The organism is Eubacterium sp. BL-380-WT-2B (assembly GCF_009696115.1).
In the GTDB taxonomy this organism is placed as follows: domain Bacteria; phylum Bacillota; class Clostridia; order Eubacteriales; family Eubacteriaceae; genus Eubacterium; species Eubacterium callanderi.
This window is the reverse complement of sequence record NZ_VUMP01000005.1, coordinates 1-20,606: the sequence shown is the minus strand read 5'-3', so window position 1 is coordinate 20,606 and position 20,606 is coordinate 1. Positions and strand designations below refer to the sequence as shown.

Genomic DNA, 20,606 nt, shown 5'->3' with positions numbered 1-20,606 from the left:
CTAAGCCTCCCCTTCGGTAATGCTGAAGAAAAGCGCCTCCAGAGATTCGTCGGCTTCAGTGACCTCCTCTGCCCGCCGGGTTGCCCGGATTTCGCCGTTCATCATAATATGGGCCACATCCCAATAATCCTCCACCGAATCGATCATGTGTGTGCTGATGAGAAGTGAAACACCCTGATCTCTGAGCTCAGAAAAAATCAGCTTCAGTTCTTTGATGGCATGGGGGTCAAGACCCACCATGGGTTCATCAAAAATGATGACCTTCGGTTCAAACAACAGAGCACAACAGATGCTGACCTTTTGCTGCATTCCCTTAGACAGCTCCTTGCCGAGCTTTTTGCGCTTGTCGTCAAGCTCGAAGCGTTCGATAAGAGCGTCAGCTTTTGCTTTCCAGTCAGTGAGACCATAGGCCCGGGCGATAAACTCCAGATGCTCCTCGATCGTCAGCATATCGTAAAGAGCAGGAAGTTCGGGAATATAGCCCAGCTGGCGCTTGGCGTCAAGAGACCGGCAGGGCGCACCGTTAATTTCAATGGTACCCTCAAACCGGAGCAGCCCGCAGATACATTTGATAATGGTTGATTTACCAGCGCCGTTTGGTCCCAGGAGTATAGCGATCTCACCATCTCCGACGGTAAAATTGAGGTCGTTGTTGGCTTTGGTTTTTCCGTACTTTTTTGTAACGTTGTTTACTGTGATCATGGTTGTTTCCTTTCGGTTCCGGTTTGTCAGCGATTTGAATATCGGGTATAATAGAGAAACCAGAGAATTGATTTGACAAGAATTCTTGTCAAAAAGTATATCATTGACAAGAAAAGTTGTCAAGCCAAGAAATTTTAAAGTCGTAAGAAGGAAAGCATATGAAACATAAAAAGTTAAAACAGACTCTTGTCGGCATCGCAGCAGCGCTGCTGTTTTTATTGCCGGCGGGAGGGATCGCGGTCAATCACATGTCCTATCAGCCAGAAGCCGCAGCACAGCAGGCTTTGAAGGGGAACAGCCGAGTAGTGGTAAAGGGAGGCGGAACCATTGCCTTTGAACCAGAAAAGCGAATAGGAGAGACGGGCGTCATTTTTTATCCCGGCGCTTTTGTTGCCCCTGAGGCCTATGCGCCTCTGGCTCTGGAAATTGCGGAGCAGGGTTATCCGGTTTATATTGTCAGAATGCCCATGAATCTGGCAGTGCTCTCGCCAGAACGGGGAAGTGAGATCATGGCACTGCATCCGGAAATTGAAAGCTGGATCGTTGGCGGACACTCTCTGGGCGGTGCCATGGCGCCGGAATTGGCAGAGGCGAAAACTAAAGTAAAGGGAATCTTTTTTCTGGCGGCCTACCCGGCGGATGATGGTATCAGGGATACAGAGGTCCAGGTGGTTTCGCTCTGGGGAAGTGATGACGGTGTCGCGGATTTGGATAAGGTGAAGGCAGCGGAAGCCGCTTATCCAGGAGCAGCGGTCATGACAGAGATCGAGGGCGGCAATCACGCGGGCTTTGGTGATTATGGCGCGCAGAAGGGAGATAACCCGGCGGACATTTCAAATACAGAACAAATGCATCAGGCAGCAGCGGGGATTCTCGGACTGCTTGAGAAGATCCGTTAGCCATGGAAAATCTGGACATTTTTATGAAAAAGTACCGATTGCAGCTAAATGCCCAGCAGCGTGAGGCTGTTGGCAGGATCTCTGGGGCTACACTGCTTCTGGCTGTGCCAGGCAGCGGGAAAACCACCGTGGTCATTTGCCGGATTGCTTATATGATCCGAGTGAAAAAGATACCTCCAGAATCCATTTTAACACTGACCTTCAGTAAAGCCGGCGCCCGTGACCTGAGCCGGCGTTATCTGAAAATTTTTGGCGAAAAGGGCGCGGAAGGCCTGCGGTTCAGTACCATACACAGCTTTACCCTGTCGGTTATCCGTCATTATGAACGTTTATATCATCGCCGGGCTTTTCAGATTGTCGAGAATACCGGAAGCATTATCAGGGAACTTTTTCAGGAGCTTTTTAAGAGCTATCCGGCGGAGAATGATATTGTGGACATTGTGTCGGCCATTACCTACTGCAAAAATATGCTGCTCTCTGAGGAAGAAATCGGGGAGATGAAAGTGGGTGATGTGGATTTTCCAAAGTTGTTTAAGGCCTATGAAGCATATAAACGCAGGCATCATCTGATGGATTTTGATGATATGCTCAAATACGCCTGGCTTCTTTTAAAAAAGAACCCTGAGCTGCTAAAGGTTTTTACCAGCCAGTACAAGTACATCAATATTGATGAAGCCCAGGATACCTCGAAGATTCAGTATGAAATTATCCGGCTTCTTTCAGGAGAGGATGGCAATGTCTTTATGGTGGGCGACGAGGACCAGAGTATCTATGGTTTTCGCGGGGCTTATCCTGACGGGCTGCTGAGCTTTAAGGAGACTTACCCTCACGGTGAGGTGCTGCTCATGGAAACCAACCACCGCAGCACCCAGGAAATCGTGAACGCGGCCAACCGTTTTATCCGGCTTAACAAGGAACGCTATGTTAAAAACATGCGGACAGATAATGAAAAGGGGGTGCCGGCAGTCCATGAATATGTAAAATCTGTGGAGGACCAGTACTGGTTTATCCTTAAATCGGTCAAAAACGAGGGCAAAGAAACGGCTGTGCTCTACCGCAATAACGAGTCGGTCATCCCGCTGGCAGATCTTTTTGAGCGGGAGGGAGTGCCTTATGCGGTTAAGGAGCATAATCCTCTCTTTTTTACGCATTTTATCGTGCAGGACATCAGAAGCTTCGCGGCTCTCGCGGCAGATCCATCAGATTTTGAAACTTTTGAAAAAATATATTATAAGATGAACTGTAATATTTCAAGAAAAAACGTATTGGAGGCTGGAAAGCTCAGCGAATCCGGACAGGATGTTTTTGAGGCTTTGCTGTCCCTTGATGAAATCCCTGAATGGCTTGTGGAAAAGGTGGAAAATATCCGTGCGGCATTTAAGCGTCTGGCCTCCATGAGCGCCCAGGAGGGGCTGGACTTTATCATCTGGAATATGGGCTACCGGGAACACTTGGATTACCGGGTTTCCTGCGGCTACCGGGAAGAGCAGCTGAACCAGAAGCTGGATATTCTAAAAACACTGGCGGGCAGGGAGAGTACCATGGACGCCTTTTTGAAACGTCTGGACGCACTGCAGGAGGCTCTGCGGGGCTCAGCTTTGCATCAAAAAGCAGATGTGACCTTTTCGACGATCCACTCCAGCAAGGGACTGGAATTTGAAAAAGTCTTTATCATTGACGCGGTGGAAGGCGAATTTCCATCGATGGCAGCCCTTGATGACAGTGAGGAGGGCCGGCGGCTTTTCTGTGAGGAGGTTCGTCTTTTTTATGTCGGCGTGACCCGCGCCAGGCGTGAGCTGGAGTTTATTTCGGTGGGAAAAAAGAACAGCCGGCATAACAGACGCCCGGTATCGCAGTTTGTCCGCGTTTTTCTGAGAGAAAAAGCGCCGGAGGCCGCGCGCAAAAAAATTACAGGCGGTGTGATCGGAGAGACATCCAAAGCCCAGGGGAAAGGCTTCGGCATTTTTGACGTATCCATTGTCAGAAAGGCAGAGCTGAAGGAAGTGGACTGCTCAGCGTATGTCCCCGGTGCAGCGGTGACGCACCAGGGCTTCGGTGAGGGTATCATTCTGGAGATGAAAAAGGATATGGCGACCATTGATTTTGAAGGGTGCGGCCGTAAAAAACTGAACATAAAGGTCTGTGTCACCAATAAAATTATCCGATTGCAGGATTAAACTTGACAAGAAACAGGACGAACGGTATACTGTAAACAAATGTAAAACCGTTGAAGATGGGGTAAAGCGTGTGACGTGTTAACAGAGAGCCGGGGGGCTGGAAACCGGTAATAAACGAGCATGGCATAATGGGCATCTGAGGGTGTGATGAAAGAGTGATCGAGTATTTCACAACGTTTCGAGGGCGTTAACCGGAGAAGGTGTGCTGGCATCTTAGACAAAGTGCGCAGTTATGCGAAAAAAGGTGGTACCGTGGGTTATAACAGACTCATCCTTTATAAGATAAGGATGGGTCTTTTTTATTTGTAGAATAAGCAAGGAGATAGAGATGATCAGAGAACCGTTAAAAGAGCTAAAGAGCTTAATCAGCCGGCTGGAAGCCTCCAGCCCCTTTTACCAGAAAAAGTTTAAAGAATGCGGCGTAGAGGCCGGAGATATCAAAAACATGGAGGATTTCAGAAAGCTGCCCTTCAGTGACAAAGATGAGCTCAGAAAGGCATATCCTCTGGGAATTCAGGCTGTGCCGGACGAAGAAGTGGTGCGTATTCATTCATCCTCTGGCACCACCGGGCAGCCGGTCATTATTCCTTATACCAGAAAGGATGTGGAGGACTGGGCCATTATGTTTGAGCGCTGCTACCGTTATGCGGGCATGGACAATAAAGACCGTATCCAGATCACACCGGGCTATGGCCTCTGGACGGCGGGTATTGGTTTTCAGGCAGGGGCAGAACGGCTTGGAGTAATGGCCATTCCCATGGGGCCTGGGAATACCCAAAAGCAGTTGAAAATGCTGGTGGATATGCAGAGCACTGTACTGGCCAGCACCTCCTCATATGCTCTGGTGCTGGCAGAAGAGGTGGCTAAACAGGGTCTGCAGGATAAAATTAACCTGAAGCGTGGAATTATCGGTTCAGAACGCTGGGGTGATAAAATGCGTAAGCGTATCGTAGATGAGCTGGGGATTGAAATCTTTGATATTTATGGTCTGACCGAAATCTATGGCCCGGGTATTTCCATCGACTGTCATCATCACTGCGGCATGCATTATTGGGATGATTACCTCTTTATGGAAATCATCGATCCCGACACACTGGAGCCGGTGGAGGAAGGCGCTTATGGGGAAATGGTGCTCACAACCCTGCACAAAGAAGGCGGGCCGTTGCTGCGTTACCGCACCCATGATATCACTCGTTTTATTCCGGGGCCATGCCCGTGCGGCTCAGAACACCCGAGGCATGACCGCATTGTGGGAAGAACCGATGACATGGTCAAAGTAAAGGCCGTCAACATTTATCCAGGGCAGATCGACGAGCTGCTAAAGGAAATCGACGGTGTCAGCTCAGAATATCAGGCCATCGTGGCAAATGAGAACGGCAAGGATGTCGTGCATCTGCGGTTTGAGGTGGAGCAGGGTGTTGACAAGGAGGAGATCCAGAAGGAAGTTAATTATCAGTTCAAATCCAAAATCGGTATTACAGTGATCCCTGAAGCAGGATTCATCGGTTCACTGCCGCGCTCGGAAAAGAAATCCGTCAGAATCATTGATAATCGGTTTGAATAGGGTTTTCAGGTTTAAGTTTCGCTTAAACACCGGTTAATAACCAGTAAAATTTCAGAAAAATCTCGAAAAAGCAGAGAGACTCTGATATAATATTAAAAAATGTAAGGAGTGTGCAAAAAACTCAAGATGAAAAATAAAAAGAATAAGTCAAACCGTTTTAAGGTTATTTTACATGAAGTATCCGACGATGGCGCGGGAACGAAGATCATAGAAGATACAGAGACTGGTATTACTTATCTTTACTGTTATGGTGAAGGCGGCGCCGGGCTAACCGTTCTGCTGGATGAAGAGGGCGAACCGGCTGTGGCTCCTGAGAGATAACAGGACTATTTTAAATAGACAATCCTCCTGGATGGGCAGGAGGATTTTTTTATGTAAAAAGTTAGTTAAAAATAACAAAATTAATGATAATCAAAGAAAAAGTGGGTATAATTAAAGATAGCGAAATAGGAAACCAATACAGGAGGAAAAAGAATGAGTACATATATTGAAGATATCATGGCACGTGAGGTGCTGGATTCAAGAGGAAATCCAACCATTGAGGTCGATGTTTACCTGGAAGATGGATCCATGGGCAGAAGCATGGTGCCTTCCGGCGCATCGACTGGTGCCTTTGAAGCAGTCGAACTGCGTGACGGTGATGACAGCCGTTACATGGGAAAGGGTGTCTTAAAGGCAGTTGAAAATGTTAATTACATGGCAGAACACCTGGTTGGCATGGATGCTTTAGACCAGGTTGCGCTGGATGAAGCCATGATCGCCATTGATGGTACCCCCAATAAAGGAAAAATGGGCGCAAATGCCATTTTAGGAATCTCCATGGCCAACGCATACGCCGCGGCAGAATCTCTTGGACTGCCATTGTTCAGATATTTAGGCGGCGTCAATGGTAAGACGCTGCCAACCCCAATGATGAATATTTTAAACGGCGGTGAACACGCCGACAACAATGTGGATATTCAGGAATTTATGATTATGCCCGTAGGTGCAAAGAATTTTTCTGAAGCGCTGCGCATGGGCTCGGAAATCTTCCATAATCTTAAGAAGGTACTCCAGAAAAAAAGGCTGGTAACCAGTGTCGGCGATGAAGGCGGATTTGCACCAAATCTTGAATCCAACGAGGAAGCCCTTGAAGCTATCATTGAAGGCATCCAGGCAGCCGGCTACCGTCCTGGCGATGATGTGCGTCTTGCGATGGACGTTGCGGCCTCTGAAATGTACAATAAGGAAAGTGGAAAATATATATTAAAGGGTGAAGGTAAGGAGCTGACAACAGATGAAATGATTGACTTCTATGAACGCCTGATCACTAAATATCCCATCATCTCCATCGAAGACGGTTTGGACGAAGAAGACTGGGAAGGCTGGAAGATCATGACAGAGCGCCTTGGCAAAAAAATCCAGCTGGTTGGCGATGACCTCTTTGTCACAAACACAGAACGCCTGAAGAAAGGGATTGACCTTGGCGTTGCCAACTCGATTCTCATCAAGGTTAACCAGATTGGGACCTTGACCGAAACTCTGGACGCCATTGAGATGGCAAAACGTGCTGGCTATACCGCCATCGTTTCACACCGTTCCGGTGAAACCGAAGATGTTACCATTGCCGATCTGGTAGTCGCTATGAATGCAGGCCAGATTAAAACCGGTGCGCCGTCCCGTACAGACCGTGTGGCAAAATACAACCAGCTGCTTCGGATTGAAGAATATTTGGGACAGACAGCCATTTACGGCGGGATCAATTCCTTCTATAATTTGAAAAATGTTTAAGTTAGAATTAAGGGCGGGGGCGTATCATTAGCATTGTAAGAGAATCCCCCTCTCTTTTACAAGAACAATCGAATAGCGACAGAACAAGGCCGGGAATTACAGCAGTGTAATTCCCGGCCTTTTGTGGTCTTACGGTAATTTACTACGCGTTGTACAATTAATTGACCGCTTGAATAGAGTAAAGTGTGTCGTTTGATTATGCAACGTTTTTTATTACAAAATTTTAAAGGGGGCATGTAAAATCGAAAATGAATTTCAGCACCTTATTGACACCATCGTCAACTTTGGTGCGGGTCAATTCCGGGATGGCTATATTTTAGCGGTTCCTTCTGAATCTTTAAAAGAAAAGACGTTTAAACAGTTATCCGATGTATTGGAAGAAATTATTATGATTCAAAATTTAATTAAAGAAAGAAAAGGAGATTAGTATGGAGTATATTTTAGCTGGATATCGTGACGTGGAGTTTGATTCAAAGGATGGGAAGCACATCAGCGGTTTCACCTTGTATCTGCTTGGTAAGAAAAAAGGTGTTAACGGCTATGTCGCTTTTAAGAAATGGCTGTCCCGTGACCTGGTCGATGAAAGCGGCGTGGATATAGCACAGGCCTTGAGCAATCCGGTTCTGCTGTTCTGTGATACCGATGGTAATCCCGTCCGTCTGGAATTACCAGAAATTTAAGTACATGGGTAACCTGCTTACTCAGGAAATCGCCCTGGCAGGCCTGCTTTTCGGTGGCATTATGTCTTTGATCGTTTCGATCGAATGGAGTAAATGGCTATGAGTGTTGAAGAATTAACCTTGTTTTTTCAGTACGTCATGCTCGGCTTTGCCATGGGTACGGGTTTATGGTTGTTGGCATTTGCAATGCGTTCTCTTTGGAATGCGTTCAAATCTGCAATAAATCTATGAAGAAAGGAGAGACTTCTATGCCTGTTGTATTAGAAGTAGCACCGTCAATGACTGATGCGATCCAAGGTATCTTTACCGGTGCAGCCACTGAAATGGGTGGTATGCTGGTGCCGATCTTCACCGCCGGCGCGGTGATTATCGTTGGTATTCTTGCCTTTAATTTAGGCAAGCGTGTATTCAAATCTGCAACAAGATAGCAGATTCCTTCTACATTTCCCCCCTTATTTAAAAAAGTCTGTCGGCTTTCCTCTTTAGGTTGGCAGACAGACTTTTTAATTTAGAGAATATTATAATTGTTCTTTATGTTTTCAATATGTTGCATTTTTTCAACTTCTGTTTTTTGTGTTAACGGAAATAGTTTTTGAAAAGTAAAGTCAATTTGCGTATCTGATAAAACGGTACTGGTATTTTCTATGATTGTTTTAATTGTAGAGATAACATTTTCTCTTTTTACGACTTTGCAAGCATCTGTTTGCAATTCGATTTTTTTTAAAGTACAGCGTTCACTAAAAACAATAATTGAGTGGTATATACTATCAACTTCATTTGATAAATAGTTTTTTAGCCATTTGATGTGACCTTTGTTTTGAATAATGGGATTGAAAAAACGTTCTTTTCGGACTTTATTGCCATTTGGAAGTGTTTGAGTCCAGTTCTTCTGTGATTCACTTCCAAAAATCCAACCACTATAGTTTTTTGATTCAAAGACGTATATGCCTGTGCTATGAATCATTATTAAGTCGATCTCGGTTGTTTCATTATTTCCTTTTGGAATATAGCAATTAAACAAAAACTTTTTATGGCCATCAAGTTTTTTTAACCTATCATAGGTTAAGTATTCTCCGTATTTGCCTTTATCGAAACGGACAGAGGAAAAAGAACTCTTAGTTTGTAGAGCATATTCTGTTTTATCATATTTAAATTTACCGATGATAAATTGTAAAGCAAATAGAATAAAAGGTGAAAGAACAATAAGTGCAAATAAATAAAATATCATAATATGAGCCCTCTCTTTATGTATTATTGTTTTATTATATTTTTAATAGTGTTAAAAGTAAAGATAATATCTTGGTGTATTGAAAGGATTTCAAATGAATATAAGAATTAGCAAAAATATATTTTTTAAAGTTATCGCTTTATTACTATGCATATATATTGGGTTTGCACCCTTTTTTCAGCCAAAAAAGGTGCAAGCCTCACCGTTTCTTTTGGGAATTACCGCATTGCTAACAACTGGAATGATAGCAGGTCGTTATGTACAAACCAATGTTTTATATACACCTGAACAAATGAATCGGATTAATGAACAATGGACAGCAAACCTCCAAACGGCATTTCCCGATCCAGACGATTATAACCATCAAATGAACGCTTTACAAAACCTCAACCAGAAACTTTTAAACGGTGAGGAAGTCAACTGGAGCAAATACAGCGGGAAAGCCCTATACGCTGTCCTAAAAGGGGTGGTGGATGTGGTATGGCCAACCATTCCCGAAGACGAATCCCAAGGTCGAACTCTCTTAGGAACTTATGGTGACAACCGTCTTTATGTTACTCTTAATCCAGAAACAACAGAAGGTATGTGGCCTACTATAAAAATACCGTACTTTCCGTTAACAGGTTGGTACTTCGAGGATTATGGTTCATATAAAAATTGTGTTGTTAATAATGTTATAGCAAAAGATGGTAAACGTTATGCCGGTTTCTATGTCGATATTGTTGGCAGCAGTAATTATCGTATTAATAGACCGGGTTCATTTGGTTTTTCGTTTTTTGTGTCTCCTTTTCCGGATTGGTCTGTTGGTTTAGATAATGATCTTATTCTTACAAAATTTTTAGGTTTAGCAACAGGTGATCAAACGTCTATCTATCGACCAGATTTTAAAAACAAGTTACCAGACAAAGTAAAACTCCCAACCCGCCTGCCCCAAACTGTCATAAATAATATTACAAACTATGTTGACAATTCGACCGAGAACCTCATCATTGCTCCAACCCCTGACGAGCTCCCGCAGCTGCCCGAGGATTACAATCCCGTTACCGATGACCTCCCAGACCTCCCCGGCTATCAGGACGTAGTGCCCGATCAAGAACCCACAACCGACCCCGAGCCAACCCCTACACCACCAGAGCCGACCCCTACGCCGCCCGAGTACGACGGTTCCGGCTGGGTCAATCCCATTGGAAACTTTTTAGCCGGATTGCTGGAATTCCTCAAAACCGCCTTTGTCCCCACCCAGAGCCTGGACTTCAGCCCACTACAAAACATGGAATCTGGTACCTTCGGGGCAAAGTTCCCGTTCAGTCTGCCTTCAGACTTTGGAAAAATCCTGGGCGTGATCCAGGCTGACCCCATCACCCCAAAGTTTGACGTCAGCATCCCATTATCAAAGGTCGGGTATCAAGATATCCCTATGGAAATCGACCTGGAGCCCTATTCCAACATTGCCGGCATCTGCAAATCCGGCTTTGTGATTCTGTTCTGCATCGGGCTGTTCTTCCTGACCCGGCGCTTTATGTCCCCAGGAGGTTGAAACCATGATTGCCGATTTATTCATTATGCTCATAAACTTCCTGATCTGGCTCATCGCTTCCGCCGTCAACCTGGTCGTTGGCATCCTGCCCGACAGCCCCTTTAATAACCTGGATTTATCCTTACCGTCCGAGGTGGTCGGCTATATTAACTGGTGCTTTCCGGTCAAGGAAATCCTCGGAATTCTGGCCGTCTGGGCCATTGCCATGGTGGCCTGGTACGTTATTAGTATCATACTGCGGATTTTTAAAATTGTCTCATAGCAGACAACGCTTGGCGGCGCCGGAATACGTGCGCACAGCACCCGGCGCCACTGATCGGCCGTCTGCGGAAAGGAAAAAATATGTTACTCTTTGTTGAAATACTCCAAAACCTTTTATTAATCATTGCGATTCCTACAGGCGCTTTCTGTATTGGCTGTCTGTTTATGGACGGCTTACAAAAACGGGAATATCCCCCATATCCGGGAGAGGATGCGGAGGATGAAGCTTTTTTCGATGATGACGAAATCGACACCTTCGATGTCTTTGACGACGCGGAGCAGGAGGACAAAAATGATGATCATACCCGTTGAGTACACCCCGATTTTCTTTATTGTCGCCCTGGTCAACCTCTCCCTTTGCTTCGGCGTCCTGTTTCTGCTGACCTGGCTTGAGCAAAAACGAAAGGATGATGATCAATGATAACCGCCTACACCGGCACCCCCGGTTCCGGCAAGTCCCTGCACTCCATACGGCACATATTGCAGTATTTAAAGGCCGGAAAACAGGTGATTGCCAACTTCCCAATCAAGGTAAACAACCTCCCGGAAAAGCACCGAAACGGCCGTTATTTCTACGTAAAAAACGAACAGATCACCGTAGATTACTTGTACCAGTTCGCTACTATGTATCATCCCACTGATGCCGAAAACCAGACCCTTGTCATGATTGATGAAGCGTCCATCAAGTTCAACTGTCGGACTTACAGCAGTAAAGACCGTCTGGCTTTCTGCGATTTCTTCGCCCAGCACCGCAAGCTTGGCTATGACATCGTTCTGGTCTGCCAGAACCTGCGCCAGCTCGACCGCCAGATCAGGGACAACGTTGAAATCGAACTGGTACACCGAAAGTTGAACCGTTTTTCATTCTTTATGTTTCTGCCCTTCCCGCTCTTTGTGGCCATCGAGCGGAATAAAGCCATTAACAACGAAAAAAACGGCAGTGAATTTTTTCTATACTCAAAGAAAGTAGGGAGCTTATATGATACGTTCTATGATTTTTCTGGTACTAAAAACCGCAAGGCTAATGCGGAGTTGGCTGCGCTGGTTCTTGCGACCGAGATAACCGCAGCACCGTCAACAACGTACGGAAAGGGGAAAAAGCGCCGCACCGCCCGCCACCCGGATGGGGTGCCGAAGGCGGGGCCCCGTCGCGTGCCGGACGGAGCGGAGCGAACCCCGCCTACTGCTGATGACGCTTAAATGGTAGATATGCACTCAATATATAATAATATTATTCGTTTTAATTATTTTCATAATAGCCGTATTTCGCGTGAAATGCCCCATATCCGGGTTTTAGGCGTTTTAGGTATAGAAGCACCTTTGGTGTGTGTTTGAATAAGTGAACAAAAAGAAATATTATTACTAAGTGTCGAAACGAGCCGCCCGGCAGCATCTGAACGCCGGGAGCCTCTTTCACCATAACTACCAAAGCAGCCGAACAACGGCAGCACAAAGTAAGTTGTTTCAGTCGGCGGTTACGGATCGGCTGTATTAACAAGAAAAGGAAGGTTATCAATGGACTTTTGTTTAATTTTTAAGTTTTTTTTATCCGTCGCTTTAATATCGGGGATGGCCGTCATCCTGCTTGGGCCATCTTATTTAGCACAACGTTCTTCTATTTTGAGTTTCCTTTTTAATTTTTTCGGGATTCTCTCTTTTATCCTAATGGTGTTTTTGATTTTAATGATTATTTGGATTCCTGAAACACGTACGATTTTTGCATAAAGCGGATCGGCTGTAACGTTTGGGCTCGGTGCGCTAAGCTAGTATTACCTTAGCGCACCTCTGACGCTTGACGCAAATTTTAGTCGATGGCTGAATGACGCCATTGTAAACCATGTGCAAAGTTGACGCAATTTTGACGCAATTTCAAAAAAGCCTTAACTTCTGACGCATTTATAAGTAAAAACGTTATAAATAGGGGGGATGTTTATGCGTGACAGTAATAGCCGGAAATGGCAGATTACCATTAATAATCCGGCGCAAAAGGGTTTTACTCATGAGTATATTCGTGAGCTTTTAGCAACGTTCAAATCCCTTGTTTACTGGTGCATGTCCGATGAGATCGGTGAGGAGGGCACCTACCATACACACATCTTTGGGGCCTTTTCATCCTGTGTTCGCTTCTCGACCATCAAAAAGAAGTTTGAGGGCGCTCATTTTGAAATGGCCAAAGGCACCAGTAAGGAGAACCGGGATTATATTTTCAAAGAAGGGAAGTGGGCAAAGGATAAAAAGAAAGAAACCAACCTGGTGGATACCCATGAGGAGTTTGGCGATATGCCTGTAGAACGTCAGGGACAGCGAAACGATTTGATTGATTTATACGACATGATTAAACAAGGCATGACGAATTACGACATCATGGAAGAAAACCCGGCCTATATGATGAACCTGGACAAAATCGAAAAGGCCCGCCAGATTGTAAAGGAAGAAAAATACAAGAACATCTTTCGGGAACTGGAAGTCACTTACCTTTGGGGGGCTACTGGAACCGGAAAAACCCGGTCCGTTATGGAGAAATTCGGCTATGAAAATGTGTATCGTGTGACGGATTATGACCACCCGTTTGACGGCTATAAGGGGCAGGATGTTGTGATTTTTGAGGAGTTCCGGAGCTCGCTTAAGATTCAGGAAATGCTTAATTACCTGGATGGGTATCCGTTGGAACTTCCCTGCCGTTACATGAACCGGATCGCCTGTTTTACCAAGGTGTATATCATTACCAATATCCCACTAAGGGAGCAATACGAACTGGTGCAAGCCAGCTATCCGGAAACCTGGGCGGCCTTTAATCGCCGGATCACCTTGGTTTATGAGATGATTCAAGACGATGATAATGACCTGGAAGGATTTCATCAGTTAAGCTTTTAAATGATGGGTTTATTGGCTCGGATCAGCGCCGCAGCCAGGACAGTTTTGTGATAAAATATTGTTTTATACGTTATAGGGGGTAACGAGATGGCAAAATATTTTACGTATGAAGAACGCTGTGAACTGCAAGGCTATGTCAAAGCTGGGATGACGCAAAGGGAAATGGCTGAGTTGTTAGAAAAGAGTATTCGAACGATTCGAAGGGAGTTAATTCGTGGAAAAACAGCCCTTAAAGCCGCGCATTTCAAAACCTACTATGAATACCGGGCAAAGACCGCACAGAAGGTTTATGAAGTCAATCGGAAGCGAAAAGGCCGAAAGCATAAGCTACTCAGTGATGCCCAGTTGATGCAGGATATTGAAGAGGCTATTTTAATGAAAGATTACTCCCCGGATATTACACTTGGCCGTATGAAATTAGAAGGCAAAAAATATAAAGTATCCATCTGCACGCGAACACTTTACCGTGCGATACATCAAGGCCTTTTTAATCACATTTCCAATAAAAACTTACGGTTTCAAAACATTCATCATAAAAAAGAAGAAACAGCCATTAAACCAAAAAAACATCCCATTGAAAAAAGCATTGAAAAACGTGCGCTTTCCATTCTGAAAAGAAAACAGTTCGGGCACTGGGAAATGGACTGTGTTCTTGGGAAAAGAGAAGCGGGTAATGCATTGTTAGTCTTAACAGAACGTAAAGCCCGTTATTCCTTCATTTTTCGCCTGCAGCGCAAAACACAGGAGGAGGTCATACGAGTTCTGGATATGCTTGAAAAAACTTACGGTGAGGATTTTAAAAAGATCTTTAAAACCATCACCGTTGATAATGGCTCAGAGTTTTTGGACTATGAAAGCCTTGAACGTTCCATCACAGGTAATCGAAAGCGGACAACAATCTATTTCTGTCATCCCTACACTGCTTCAGAACGTGGCAGTAATGAAAACTATAACGGTAAGATTCGCTGGTATATTCCAAAGGGATTAGACATTGGTGTCATTCCAGATCGTTACATCTGGGAGACCCAGCACCGCATTAATGACCGCCCCAGAAAAATATTAAATTATCATACCGCCACGGAAGTTATCCACACTTTCTTTGAAAATATTCCTTAAATTTTAAAAAAAGCGGACATTTATTCTTGACATTTGCCTACGGTAATTTACCCACAGACTTATCCACAATTTCTGCGGTGTTTGTGGATAAGATGTGCACTGTTTCTTTTTTGATTATGCACAGATTGTGCATAACTCAGGTTAAAGCTGTGGGTGCTTTTCAAAAATAATATCAAAATGTGTCATTTCTAAATCCGATCCGCAAGAGATAGCCCGGTCATAGCACTTGTTTTCATACATTTCGTGAACCTCGGATACGGTGACCTTATCGTTGTCAAGAAAGTTATCCATCATGTTGATTTTACGCACGGTGTCGCTGACGGCTTGCTTGAAAAGTTGTGGATAACTGTCGGTGAAGATTTCCCCAGTGCACGGATGCTGCCAGGGCTCTTCTGCCACGTTAAGCACCAGGTATTCATTTGTGTACAGCGGATAGAAGACGCGGGTCACCAGCCGGTCTTCCTGGATCAGTCTTTCGATGGGCTGAAGGAAATGCTTTTTCCGGTTGTTGGGGTCAGAAAAAAGTCTGGCAAGTTGGGCGGTGTCTTCCACTGTGTCTTTTATGCAGTTCCTCGGCGTGTTTTCACCGTAGATATACTTCATAATAAAGGTAAAAAACTGTTCCAGTGCGTTAAGCGTTCTTGGACTGGGTGTAAAAAGCTTTTCGAGGGGAAAGAAGCAGCCAAGCTTCTGGTATTCATATTGATAATGGGCAACATCCAGGAGAACCTCAAAGTATTTGTGGTAATAAGAGTAGATTCGGCTTCCGGGAATAGTACTCTCACAGTGACCGGTTTTATAAAAGATATAAGGATGGGTGGCCACGTCCAGAGAATGATGGCAGCTGAAGCCAGCGAGATAGCTCAGGATAATGTCCCGGTCCCGCTCGTTGGTAAAGGCGTACTTAAAACCATAGTAAAAAAAGGCATCGACTCTTTTCTTGTGGATGAGATTACCATAGCGGTGCAAAGGCCTTGCGCCCTTCCATGGCATGGGGTGGTGGTAATAAAAGAAATCCGGGCCCTGAGTACCCAGACGATATGCGTCGTAATGGTTAAGGATAATGGCGTTCATGGTACTGTGCTCTGGAAGCGCATCGAGTGCCTCACGTCCGCAGCAGTAATGGTTCAACATGTCTGACATAAAAGGTTTAACCTCCTTGTTGGTCATTTTAATAAAGTTATTTTACCATAAACGGCATTAAAATTCCTTGATAAAAATAAAGAGTTGTAGGGAAGTGGCGGGTTGGTTATAATGTTTTTATAAATAGAGCAAATTCACAGAATAATATAGAAGGAGAACCATCATATGTATCTAAAAGGAATCGGAATCGCATCGCATCCTCCGGTGATTATACCTGAGGTTGGAGGCGGCAGAGAACTGATGGCGGAAAAGACTGTCCGCGGCATGCGCGATCTGGCGTTAAAGGTAGCAGAAACCAAACCAAAAGTGATCGTTTGTATTACCCCTCATGGAAATGTTTTTCAGGACGGCGTCAGTGTCATTTATGAAACCAGGCTCGAAGGGGATATGTCAGAGTACGGCGCGCCGGAAATCCGCCTGGAAAAGCGCTGTGATATGGGGCTGCTGGAGGAAATGAACCGCCGCTTTGCTCAGTCAGACTGTCAAAGTATCTTTTTGAACCAGAAAACAGCCGAGGAATTCGACATTGAGCGGAAACTGGACCACGGCTGCATGGTTCCGCTTTATTATATCGAAAAGTATTATCAGGACTATAAGCTGGTCCACATTACCATTGGAGAGCTCAGTCTCATTGAGCTTTTTAGAACAGGGCGTGTTCTGCGTGAAGCCATTGAAGCTTATGGGAAGGATGCCCTGATCTTGGCCAGCGCCGACTTGTCCCATTGCCTTAAAAATGAAGGACCTTACCAGTTTAATGTCATGGGGCCGGTATTTGATGAAAAGATCGTCCAGGGTATAGAGTGTAAAGACTATTATTCCATTTTAACTCTGCCGCCTAAAATTTATGAGCCTGCCGGCCAATGCGGACTCCGGTCAATCGTTATGGCGCTTGGTGCAACCGACAGCATAAAAACCCATTCCAGTCTCTTTTCTTATGAAGGGCCCTTCGGTGTCGGTTATCTGAGTGCCTTTATTGATTTTGCGCTCGAGGAAAAAGACCCGATTAACGAAAGCCTCATTACCCGGTATGAACGGGACATGGTCAGGCAGCATGAGGAAAGACTGAAGGCGGAGGACGATTATCTGGCGCTGGCACGCCTGACTATTGATACATGGGTAGAGGAAGGACGCAAGTTTAACTGGAGACAGTATCTGGATGAGATCAGGGATCAAAGAGTAAAATCAGCCCTGGAAAGCCAGCAGGCCGGTGTCTTTGTTTCGATCTATAAATCCGGTGAGCTGCGGGGATGCATGGGAACATCCCAGGCGGTAACGGAAAATATCGCGGAAGAAATTGTGCGCAATGCCATCGAAGCCTGTGCCTATGACCCGCGTTTCCTGCCAGTTGAGCCCCAGGAGCTTTATCAACTGGAGATTTCAGTGGATATTTTAGGGAGACCGGAATATATTGAAAATTTAAGCGAGCTGGACCCGTATCAATACGGTATTATTGTGGAAAAGGGTGTAAACCGCGCTCTGCTGCTGCCGGATCTGCCAGGCATCAATACTGCTGAGCAGCAGGTGGAGATCGCCAAAGAAAAAGCAGGCATTATTGATATACAGGATGACTTTGAACGGGTGATAATTGAGCGGTTTGAAGTGGAACGCCATCAAACCGACATTGTATTTTAAAAATAAAGGAGGCAGAGCATGGGACTGAGAGACTGGTCCATAAGAAAAAAGCTGATTCTCTCAAATATGATGATGATCATCATCCCGGTTGTCTTAATTCTGACCATTGTCGGCGGTGCTGTGTTTAGCCTTCTGATGATTATGCTTCCGGAAAACCAGGCCAATATGCTGTTTAAAGTAGATGGAACCGTTTCGACCTATCAGCTCCAGCTGGCTTTTGATTCCATGTGTGAGAAAATCTCTGGAAAAGATAAAGAAGACAAGAATGATCTGACCGCCCTGGCGGCTGCCCTGGAAAAACTTGGGGCGTCAATCGCTGTAACCGGGGGAGATCTGCCTTATCTCACCGATGGTGTTACCATCGATGAAATTGAGACAGAGGCCAGGGAAATCACAGGGACTGCAAATATTGAAGATCAGCCGTTGTTTCTGAGGAATGACAAAGGGCTCGTATACCTTATGCCTGTTACCAATCAGGCCGGCGAGAGAATACGCCTGCTTGTTGTCAGCAGCGAGATGGATTTTGGAGAGAGCTCCTATGCGATCTGGGATAACTGGGATAATATCAAACTTGCCATTAAGATCAGTGCGGCAGTGGTTGCTGGTATCGCGGTGGTCATTGTAGTGGTAACTGGACTGGTATTGGCCGGGAAGCTTTACAAAACGATGATTCATCCTATCAAAAGTATCCAAAAAGGTGCCCGGGAGATTCGGGACGGGGTGCTGGACCACCCTGTAGAAGTCTACAGTAAAGACGAGCTTGGCGAGGTGTGCGGCGATTTTGAAGAAATGCGGGTTCGGCTCAAAGAGTCTGTTGAGCTGCAGCAGCGTTATGAAAGCTCCAGGAAAGAACTGATCGCCGGAATATCCCATGACCTGTCAACGCCGCTTACCTCCATTAAAGGTTATGCTGGCGGTATTCTTGGCGGTGTAGCCAACACTCCGGAAAAACAAAAGCATTATCTGCGCACCATCTACGATACCGCCTGTGATATGGAAGGGCTGGTAGATAACCTGTTTCTGTTTTCCAAGCTGGATATGGGAAAAATGGATTTTCAGATGGAAAGTATTTCGGTAAAAACATATCTTGCGGATTTTTGCGAGGAAGCGCGCTTGAAGGTGCAGGGCAGTACAGTGAAAATCCGGTTGGATGATCAGCTGAAAGAGGAAAGGTTTGTGACCATTGACCGGACACAGTTTGCGCGGGTGCTCTGGAATTTGCTTGAAAACAGCCTTAAATACGCTGGAAAACAAAATATAGAAATGAAAATAATCTTGTCAGAAGAAAAGAAAAATGTAGCGCTGCACTTTGAAGATAACGGCTCGGGAGTTGAACAAGAAGCGCTTGAAAAAATTTTTGACAGCTTTTATCGGACCGATCCTGCCAGAAGCAGCTTGAAAAGGGGCAGTGGGCTAGGACTTTCAGTTTCCCGTGAGATTATTGAAGGTTTTGGCGGCAGCATCTACGCAGAAGCCGCAGAAATTGGAGGGCTGGCAGTAATTATGCTGCTGCCGATAGCGGAGGACTAAGATGAAAAAAATTCTGATTATAGAGGATGACCGCAAAATTGCAGAGTTAGAAAGAGACTACCTGGAAATCAATGATTTCCAGGTAGCGCTAGCGGCTGACGGCGATACTGGACTCTTATTTGCGGTGAGAGATGATTTTGATTTGATTGTGTTGGATTTAATGCTGCCAGGTGTAGACGGCTTTACGATTTGCAGGAGAATCCGTGAAAAAAAGGAAACTCCGATTATAATGGTATCGGCCAAAAGAGATGATGTCGATAAAATACGAGGCCTTGGTTTAGGCGCGGATGATTATATGGTAAAGCCTTTTAGTCCGGCAGAACTGGTTGCGCGTGTCAAGGCGCATATTGGCAGGTTTGAACGGCTGACCAGCCAGGAAAAAAGAAAACAGCACCATATAATAGAGATAAACGGGCTTCGGATTGATAAGGACGCCAGAAGAGTTTATCTCAGAGGAGCAGAAACGGCCCTGGCCAACAAAGAATTTGACCTTCTTTTGTTTATGGCAGAAAATCCTAATATTGTATTTAATAAAGAAACCTTGTTTGAAAGAGTATGGGGCCTGGATGCAGTGGGAGATACCACAACAGTTACTGTCCACGTAAACCGCCTTCGCGAAAAAATCGAAACAGACAATCGTGAACCACGCTATATTGAGACCGTTTGGGGGGCAGGATATCGGTTCAAAATATAAATTGCAAAAATATTGAAAAAATGCTTGACAAAACCGTGTTATAAAACTATAATAATAAAAATCTCGTGATGATGGCAAAGGGGAAACACCTGTTTACATACCGAACACAGAAGTAAAGCCCTTTAGCGCTGAAAGTACTTGGTGGGCAACTGCCTGGGAGGATAGGATATCGCGGGGCTTTTTTATGCCTTTGATTTTTGCTGAAAATAAAAGGTATAAAAAGTTTAAAAAAAGCTTGACATCAAGAATGGCGAGCGCTATAATAATTAAGCTGTCTTGAGAGAACAGCAGCCACAACGCTTTTAAAGTTTCAGCAAAATGAAATTTAAAAATAAATTTCAAAAAAAGCTTGACAGGCAAAGTCGTTTGATGGTATACTATAAAAGTTCTCTCGCGAGAAAAGCACTTGCGGGAAAACATATAATTCTCCAAAGTATAACTCGCTTCGGAGAAGGGTCATAGAAAAGAGAATAGTACCATAAAACCTGAAATTCCAGCTGATGAAAATCAGCAAAGGATAAAAACGCAAGTGCGATGAACACTTCAAAAAATCATCAAATGAACCAGATCAAGAAGCCGAAAGGCTAAACGATAAACTTTTTATTGAGAGTTTGATCCTGGCTCAGGACGAACGCTGGCGGTATGCTTAACACATGCAAGTCGAACGAGAAGGTTTTGAATGATCCTTCGGGTGAAATTAGAACTGGAAAGTGGCGAACGGGTGAGTAACGCGTGGGTAACCTGCCCTATGGAAAGGAATAGCCTCGGGAAACTGGGAGTAAAGCCTTATATTATGGTT

General features: G+C 45.0%; 21 protein-coding genes and 2 rRNA genes. 20 read left to right on the top strand and 3 right to left on the bottom strand.

All coding sequences use genetic code 11. The annotated features are described in order from the left end of the window. A complete protein-coding gene (locus FYJ53_RS10485; protein WP_148428155.1) occupies positions 1–702 on the bottom strand; it encodes an ABC transporter ATP-binding protein in 702 nt (233 codons plus the stop codon). 158 nt (positions 703–860) lie between these two features. Between FYJ53_RS10485 and FYJ53_RS10480 the strand changes: the two genes are divergently transcribed. The 8 genes from FYJ53_RS10480 to FYJ53_RS10450 all read left to right on the top strand — a co-directional run bounded on the left by FYJ53_RS10480 (position 861) and on the right by FYJ53_RS10450 (position 8,220). Continuing rightward, on the top strand, positions 861–1,601 hold the full coding sequence (locus FYJ53_RS10480) for an alpha/beta hydrolase (RefSeq protein WP_148428153.1): 741 nt from the start codon (positions 861–863) through the stop codon (positions 1,599–1,601). A gap of 2 nt (positions 1,602–1,603) precedes the next feature. Beyond that, positions 1,604–3,778: an ATP-dependent helicase gene (locus tag FYJ53_RS10475; RefSeq protein WP_148428151.1), complete on the top strand. Its 2,175-nt coding sequence runs from the start codon at positions 1,604–1,606 to the stop codon at positions 3,776–3,778. A gap of 328 nt (positions 3,779–4,106) precedes the next feature. Continuing rightward, on the top strand, positions 4,107–5,342 hold the full coding sequence (locus FYJ53_RS10470; protein WP_148428149.1) for a phenylacetate--CoA ligase family protein: 1,236 nt from the start codon (positions 4,107–4,109) through the stop codon (positions 5,340–5,342). Positions 5,343–5,468: 126 nt separating this feature from the next. Further along, positions 5,469–5,663 (top strand): DUF6440 family protein, encoded by a 195-nt coding sequence (locus FYJ53_RS10465; RefSeq protein ID WP_013382635.1) that lies wholly within the window; start codon positions 5,469–5,471, stop codon positions 5,661–5,663. Between the two features lie 153 nt (positions 5,664–5,816). Beyond that, positions 5,817–7,112 (top strand): phosphopyruvate hydratase, encoded by a 1,296-nt coding sequence (gene eno / locus FYJ53_RS10460; RefSeq protein ID WP_148428147.1) that lies wholly within the window; start codon positions 5,817–5,819, stop codon positions 7,110–7,112. A gap of 428 nt (positions 7,113–7,540) precedes the next feature. Beyond that, on the top strand, positions 7,541–7,792 hold the full coding sequence (locus tag FYJ53_RS10455; RefSeq protein WP_154557323.1) for a hypothetical protein: 252 nt from the start codon (positions 7,541–7,543) through the stop codon (positions 7,790–7,792). 99 nt (positions 7,793–7,891) lie between these two features. Beyond that, entirely contained in the window at positions 7,892–8,023 is a 132-nt protein-coding gene (locus FYJ53_RS21680; RefSeq protein WP_256369820.1) for a hypothetical protein, read from the top strand. Between the two features lie 17 nt (positions 8,024–8,040). Then, entirely contained in the window at positions 8,041–8,220 is a 180-nt protein-coding gene (locus tag FYJ53_RS10450; RefSeq protein WP_154557322.1) for a hypothetical protein, read from the top strand. Between the two features lie 80 nt (positions 8,221–8,300). On the opposite strand, the gene FYJ53_RS10445 is transcribed toward FYJ53_RS10450, so the two are convergent. Beyond that, a complete protein-coding gene (locus tag FYJ53_RS10445) occupies positions 8,301–9,020 on the bottom strand; it encodes a nuclease-related domain-containing protein (RefSeq protein ID WP_154557321.1) in 720 nt (239 codons plus the stop codon). A 94-nt stretch (positions 9,021–9,114) separates the two neighbouring features. Between FYJ53_RS10445 and FYJ53_RS10440 the strand changes: the two genes are divergently transcribed. From FYJ53_RS10440 to FYJ53_RS10415, 7 genes are all read left to right on the top strand, one after another. Then, complete coding sequence (locus tag FYJ53_RS10440) at positions 9,115–10,557, top strand: hypothetical protein (RefSeq protein ID WP_154557320.1); 1,443 nt, start codon at positions 9,115–9,117, stop codon at positions 10,555–10,557. A gap of 4 nt (positions 10,558–10,561) precedes the next feature. After that, the gene (locus FYJ53_RS10435; RefSeq protein WP_090414102.1) at positions 10,562–10,819 is read left to right on the top strand and encodes a hypothetical protein; all 258 of its coding nucleotides are present in this window, start codon (positions 10,562–10,564) and stop codon (positions 10,817–10,819) included. Between the two features lie 80 nt (positions 10,820–10,899). Then, complete coding sequence (locus FYJ53_RS10430; RefSeq protein WP_154557319.1) at positions 10,900–11,130, top strand: hypothetical protein; 231 nt, start codon at positions 10,900–10,902, stop codon at positions 11,128–11,130. Further along, complete coding sequence (locus tag FYJ53_RS21675) at positions 11,111–11,239, top strand: hypothetical protein (protein ID WP_256369819.1); 129 nt, start codon at positions 11,111–11,113, stop codon at positions 11,237–11,239. Before FYJ53_RS10430 ends, FYJ53_RS21675 begins: the two co-directional genes overlap by 20 nt. Continuing rightward, on the top strand, positions 11,236–12,018 hold the full coding sequence (locus FYJ53_RS10425; protein WP_154557318.1) for a zonular occludens toxin domain-containing protein: 783 nt from the start codon (positions 11,236–11,238) through the stop codon (positions 12,016–12,018). Before FYJ53_RS21675 ends, FYJ53_RS10425 begins: the two co-directional genes overlap by 4 nt. Before the next feature lie 732 nt (positions 12,019–12,750). Further along, positions 12,751–13,692 carry a replication protein gene (locus FYJ53_RS10420; RefSeq protein WP_154557317.1) on the top strand — a complete coding sequence of 314 codons (942 nt, stop codon included), beginning with the start codon at positions 12,751–12,753 and terminating at the stop codon, positions 13,690–13,692. Positions 13,693–13,779: 87 nt separating this feature from the next. After that, complete coding sequence (locus FYJ53_RS10415) at positions 13,780–14,808, top strand: IS30 family transposase (RefSeq protein ID WP_154557316.1); 1,029 nt, start codon at positions 13,780–13,782, stop codon at positions 14,806–14,808. 141 nt (positions 14,809–14,949) lie between these two features. Here FYJ53_RS10415 and FYJ53_RS10410 read toward each other — a convergent pair whose 3' ends face one another. Then, positions 14,950–15,951: a zinc dependent phospholipase C family protein gene (locus tag FYJ53_RS10410; protein WP_013382633.1), complete on the bottom strand. Its 1,002-nt coding sequence runs from the start codon at positions 15,949–15,951 to the stop codon at positions 14,950–14,952. A 165-nt stretch (positions 15,952–16,116) separates the two neighbouring features. Between FYJ53_RS10410 and amrA the strand changes: the two genes are divergently transcribed. The 5 genes from amrA to FYJ53_RS10385 all read left to right on the top strand — a co-directional run. Continuing rightward, a complete protein-coding gene (gene amrA, locus FYJ53_RS10405) occupies positions 16,117–17,583 on the top strand; it encodes an AmmeMemoRadiSam system protein A (protein ID WP_148428145.1) in 1,467 nt (488 codons plus the stop codon). Positions 17,584–17,601: 18 nt separating this feature from the next. Beyond that, on the top strand, positions 17,602–19,113 hold the full coding sequence (locus tag FYJ53_RS10400; protein ID WP_148428143.1) for a HAMP domain-containing sensor histidine kinase: 1,512 nt from the start codon (positions 17,602–17,604) through the stop codon (positions 19,111–19,113). A gap of 1 nt (position 19,114) precedes the next feature. Then, positions 19,115–19,807 carry a response regulator transcription factor gene (locus FYJ53_RS10395; RefSeq protein ID WP_090411703.1) on the top strand — a complete coding sequence of 231 codons (693 nt, stop codon included), beginning with the start codon at positions 19,115–19,117 and terminating at the stop codon, positions 19,805–19,807. Between the two features lie 61 nt (positions 19,808–19,868). After that, positions 19,869–19,985, top strand: a 5S ribosomal RNA gene (gene rrf, locus FYJ53_RS10390). Between the two features lie 421 nt (positions 19,986–20,406). Continuing rightward, positions 20,407–20,606 (top strand): 16S ribosomal RNA (locus FYJ53_RS10385); the annotation flags it as partial.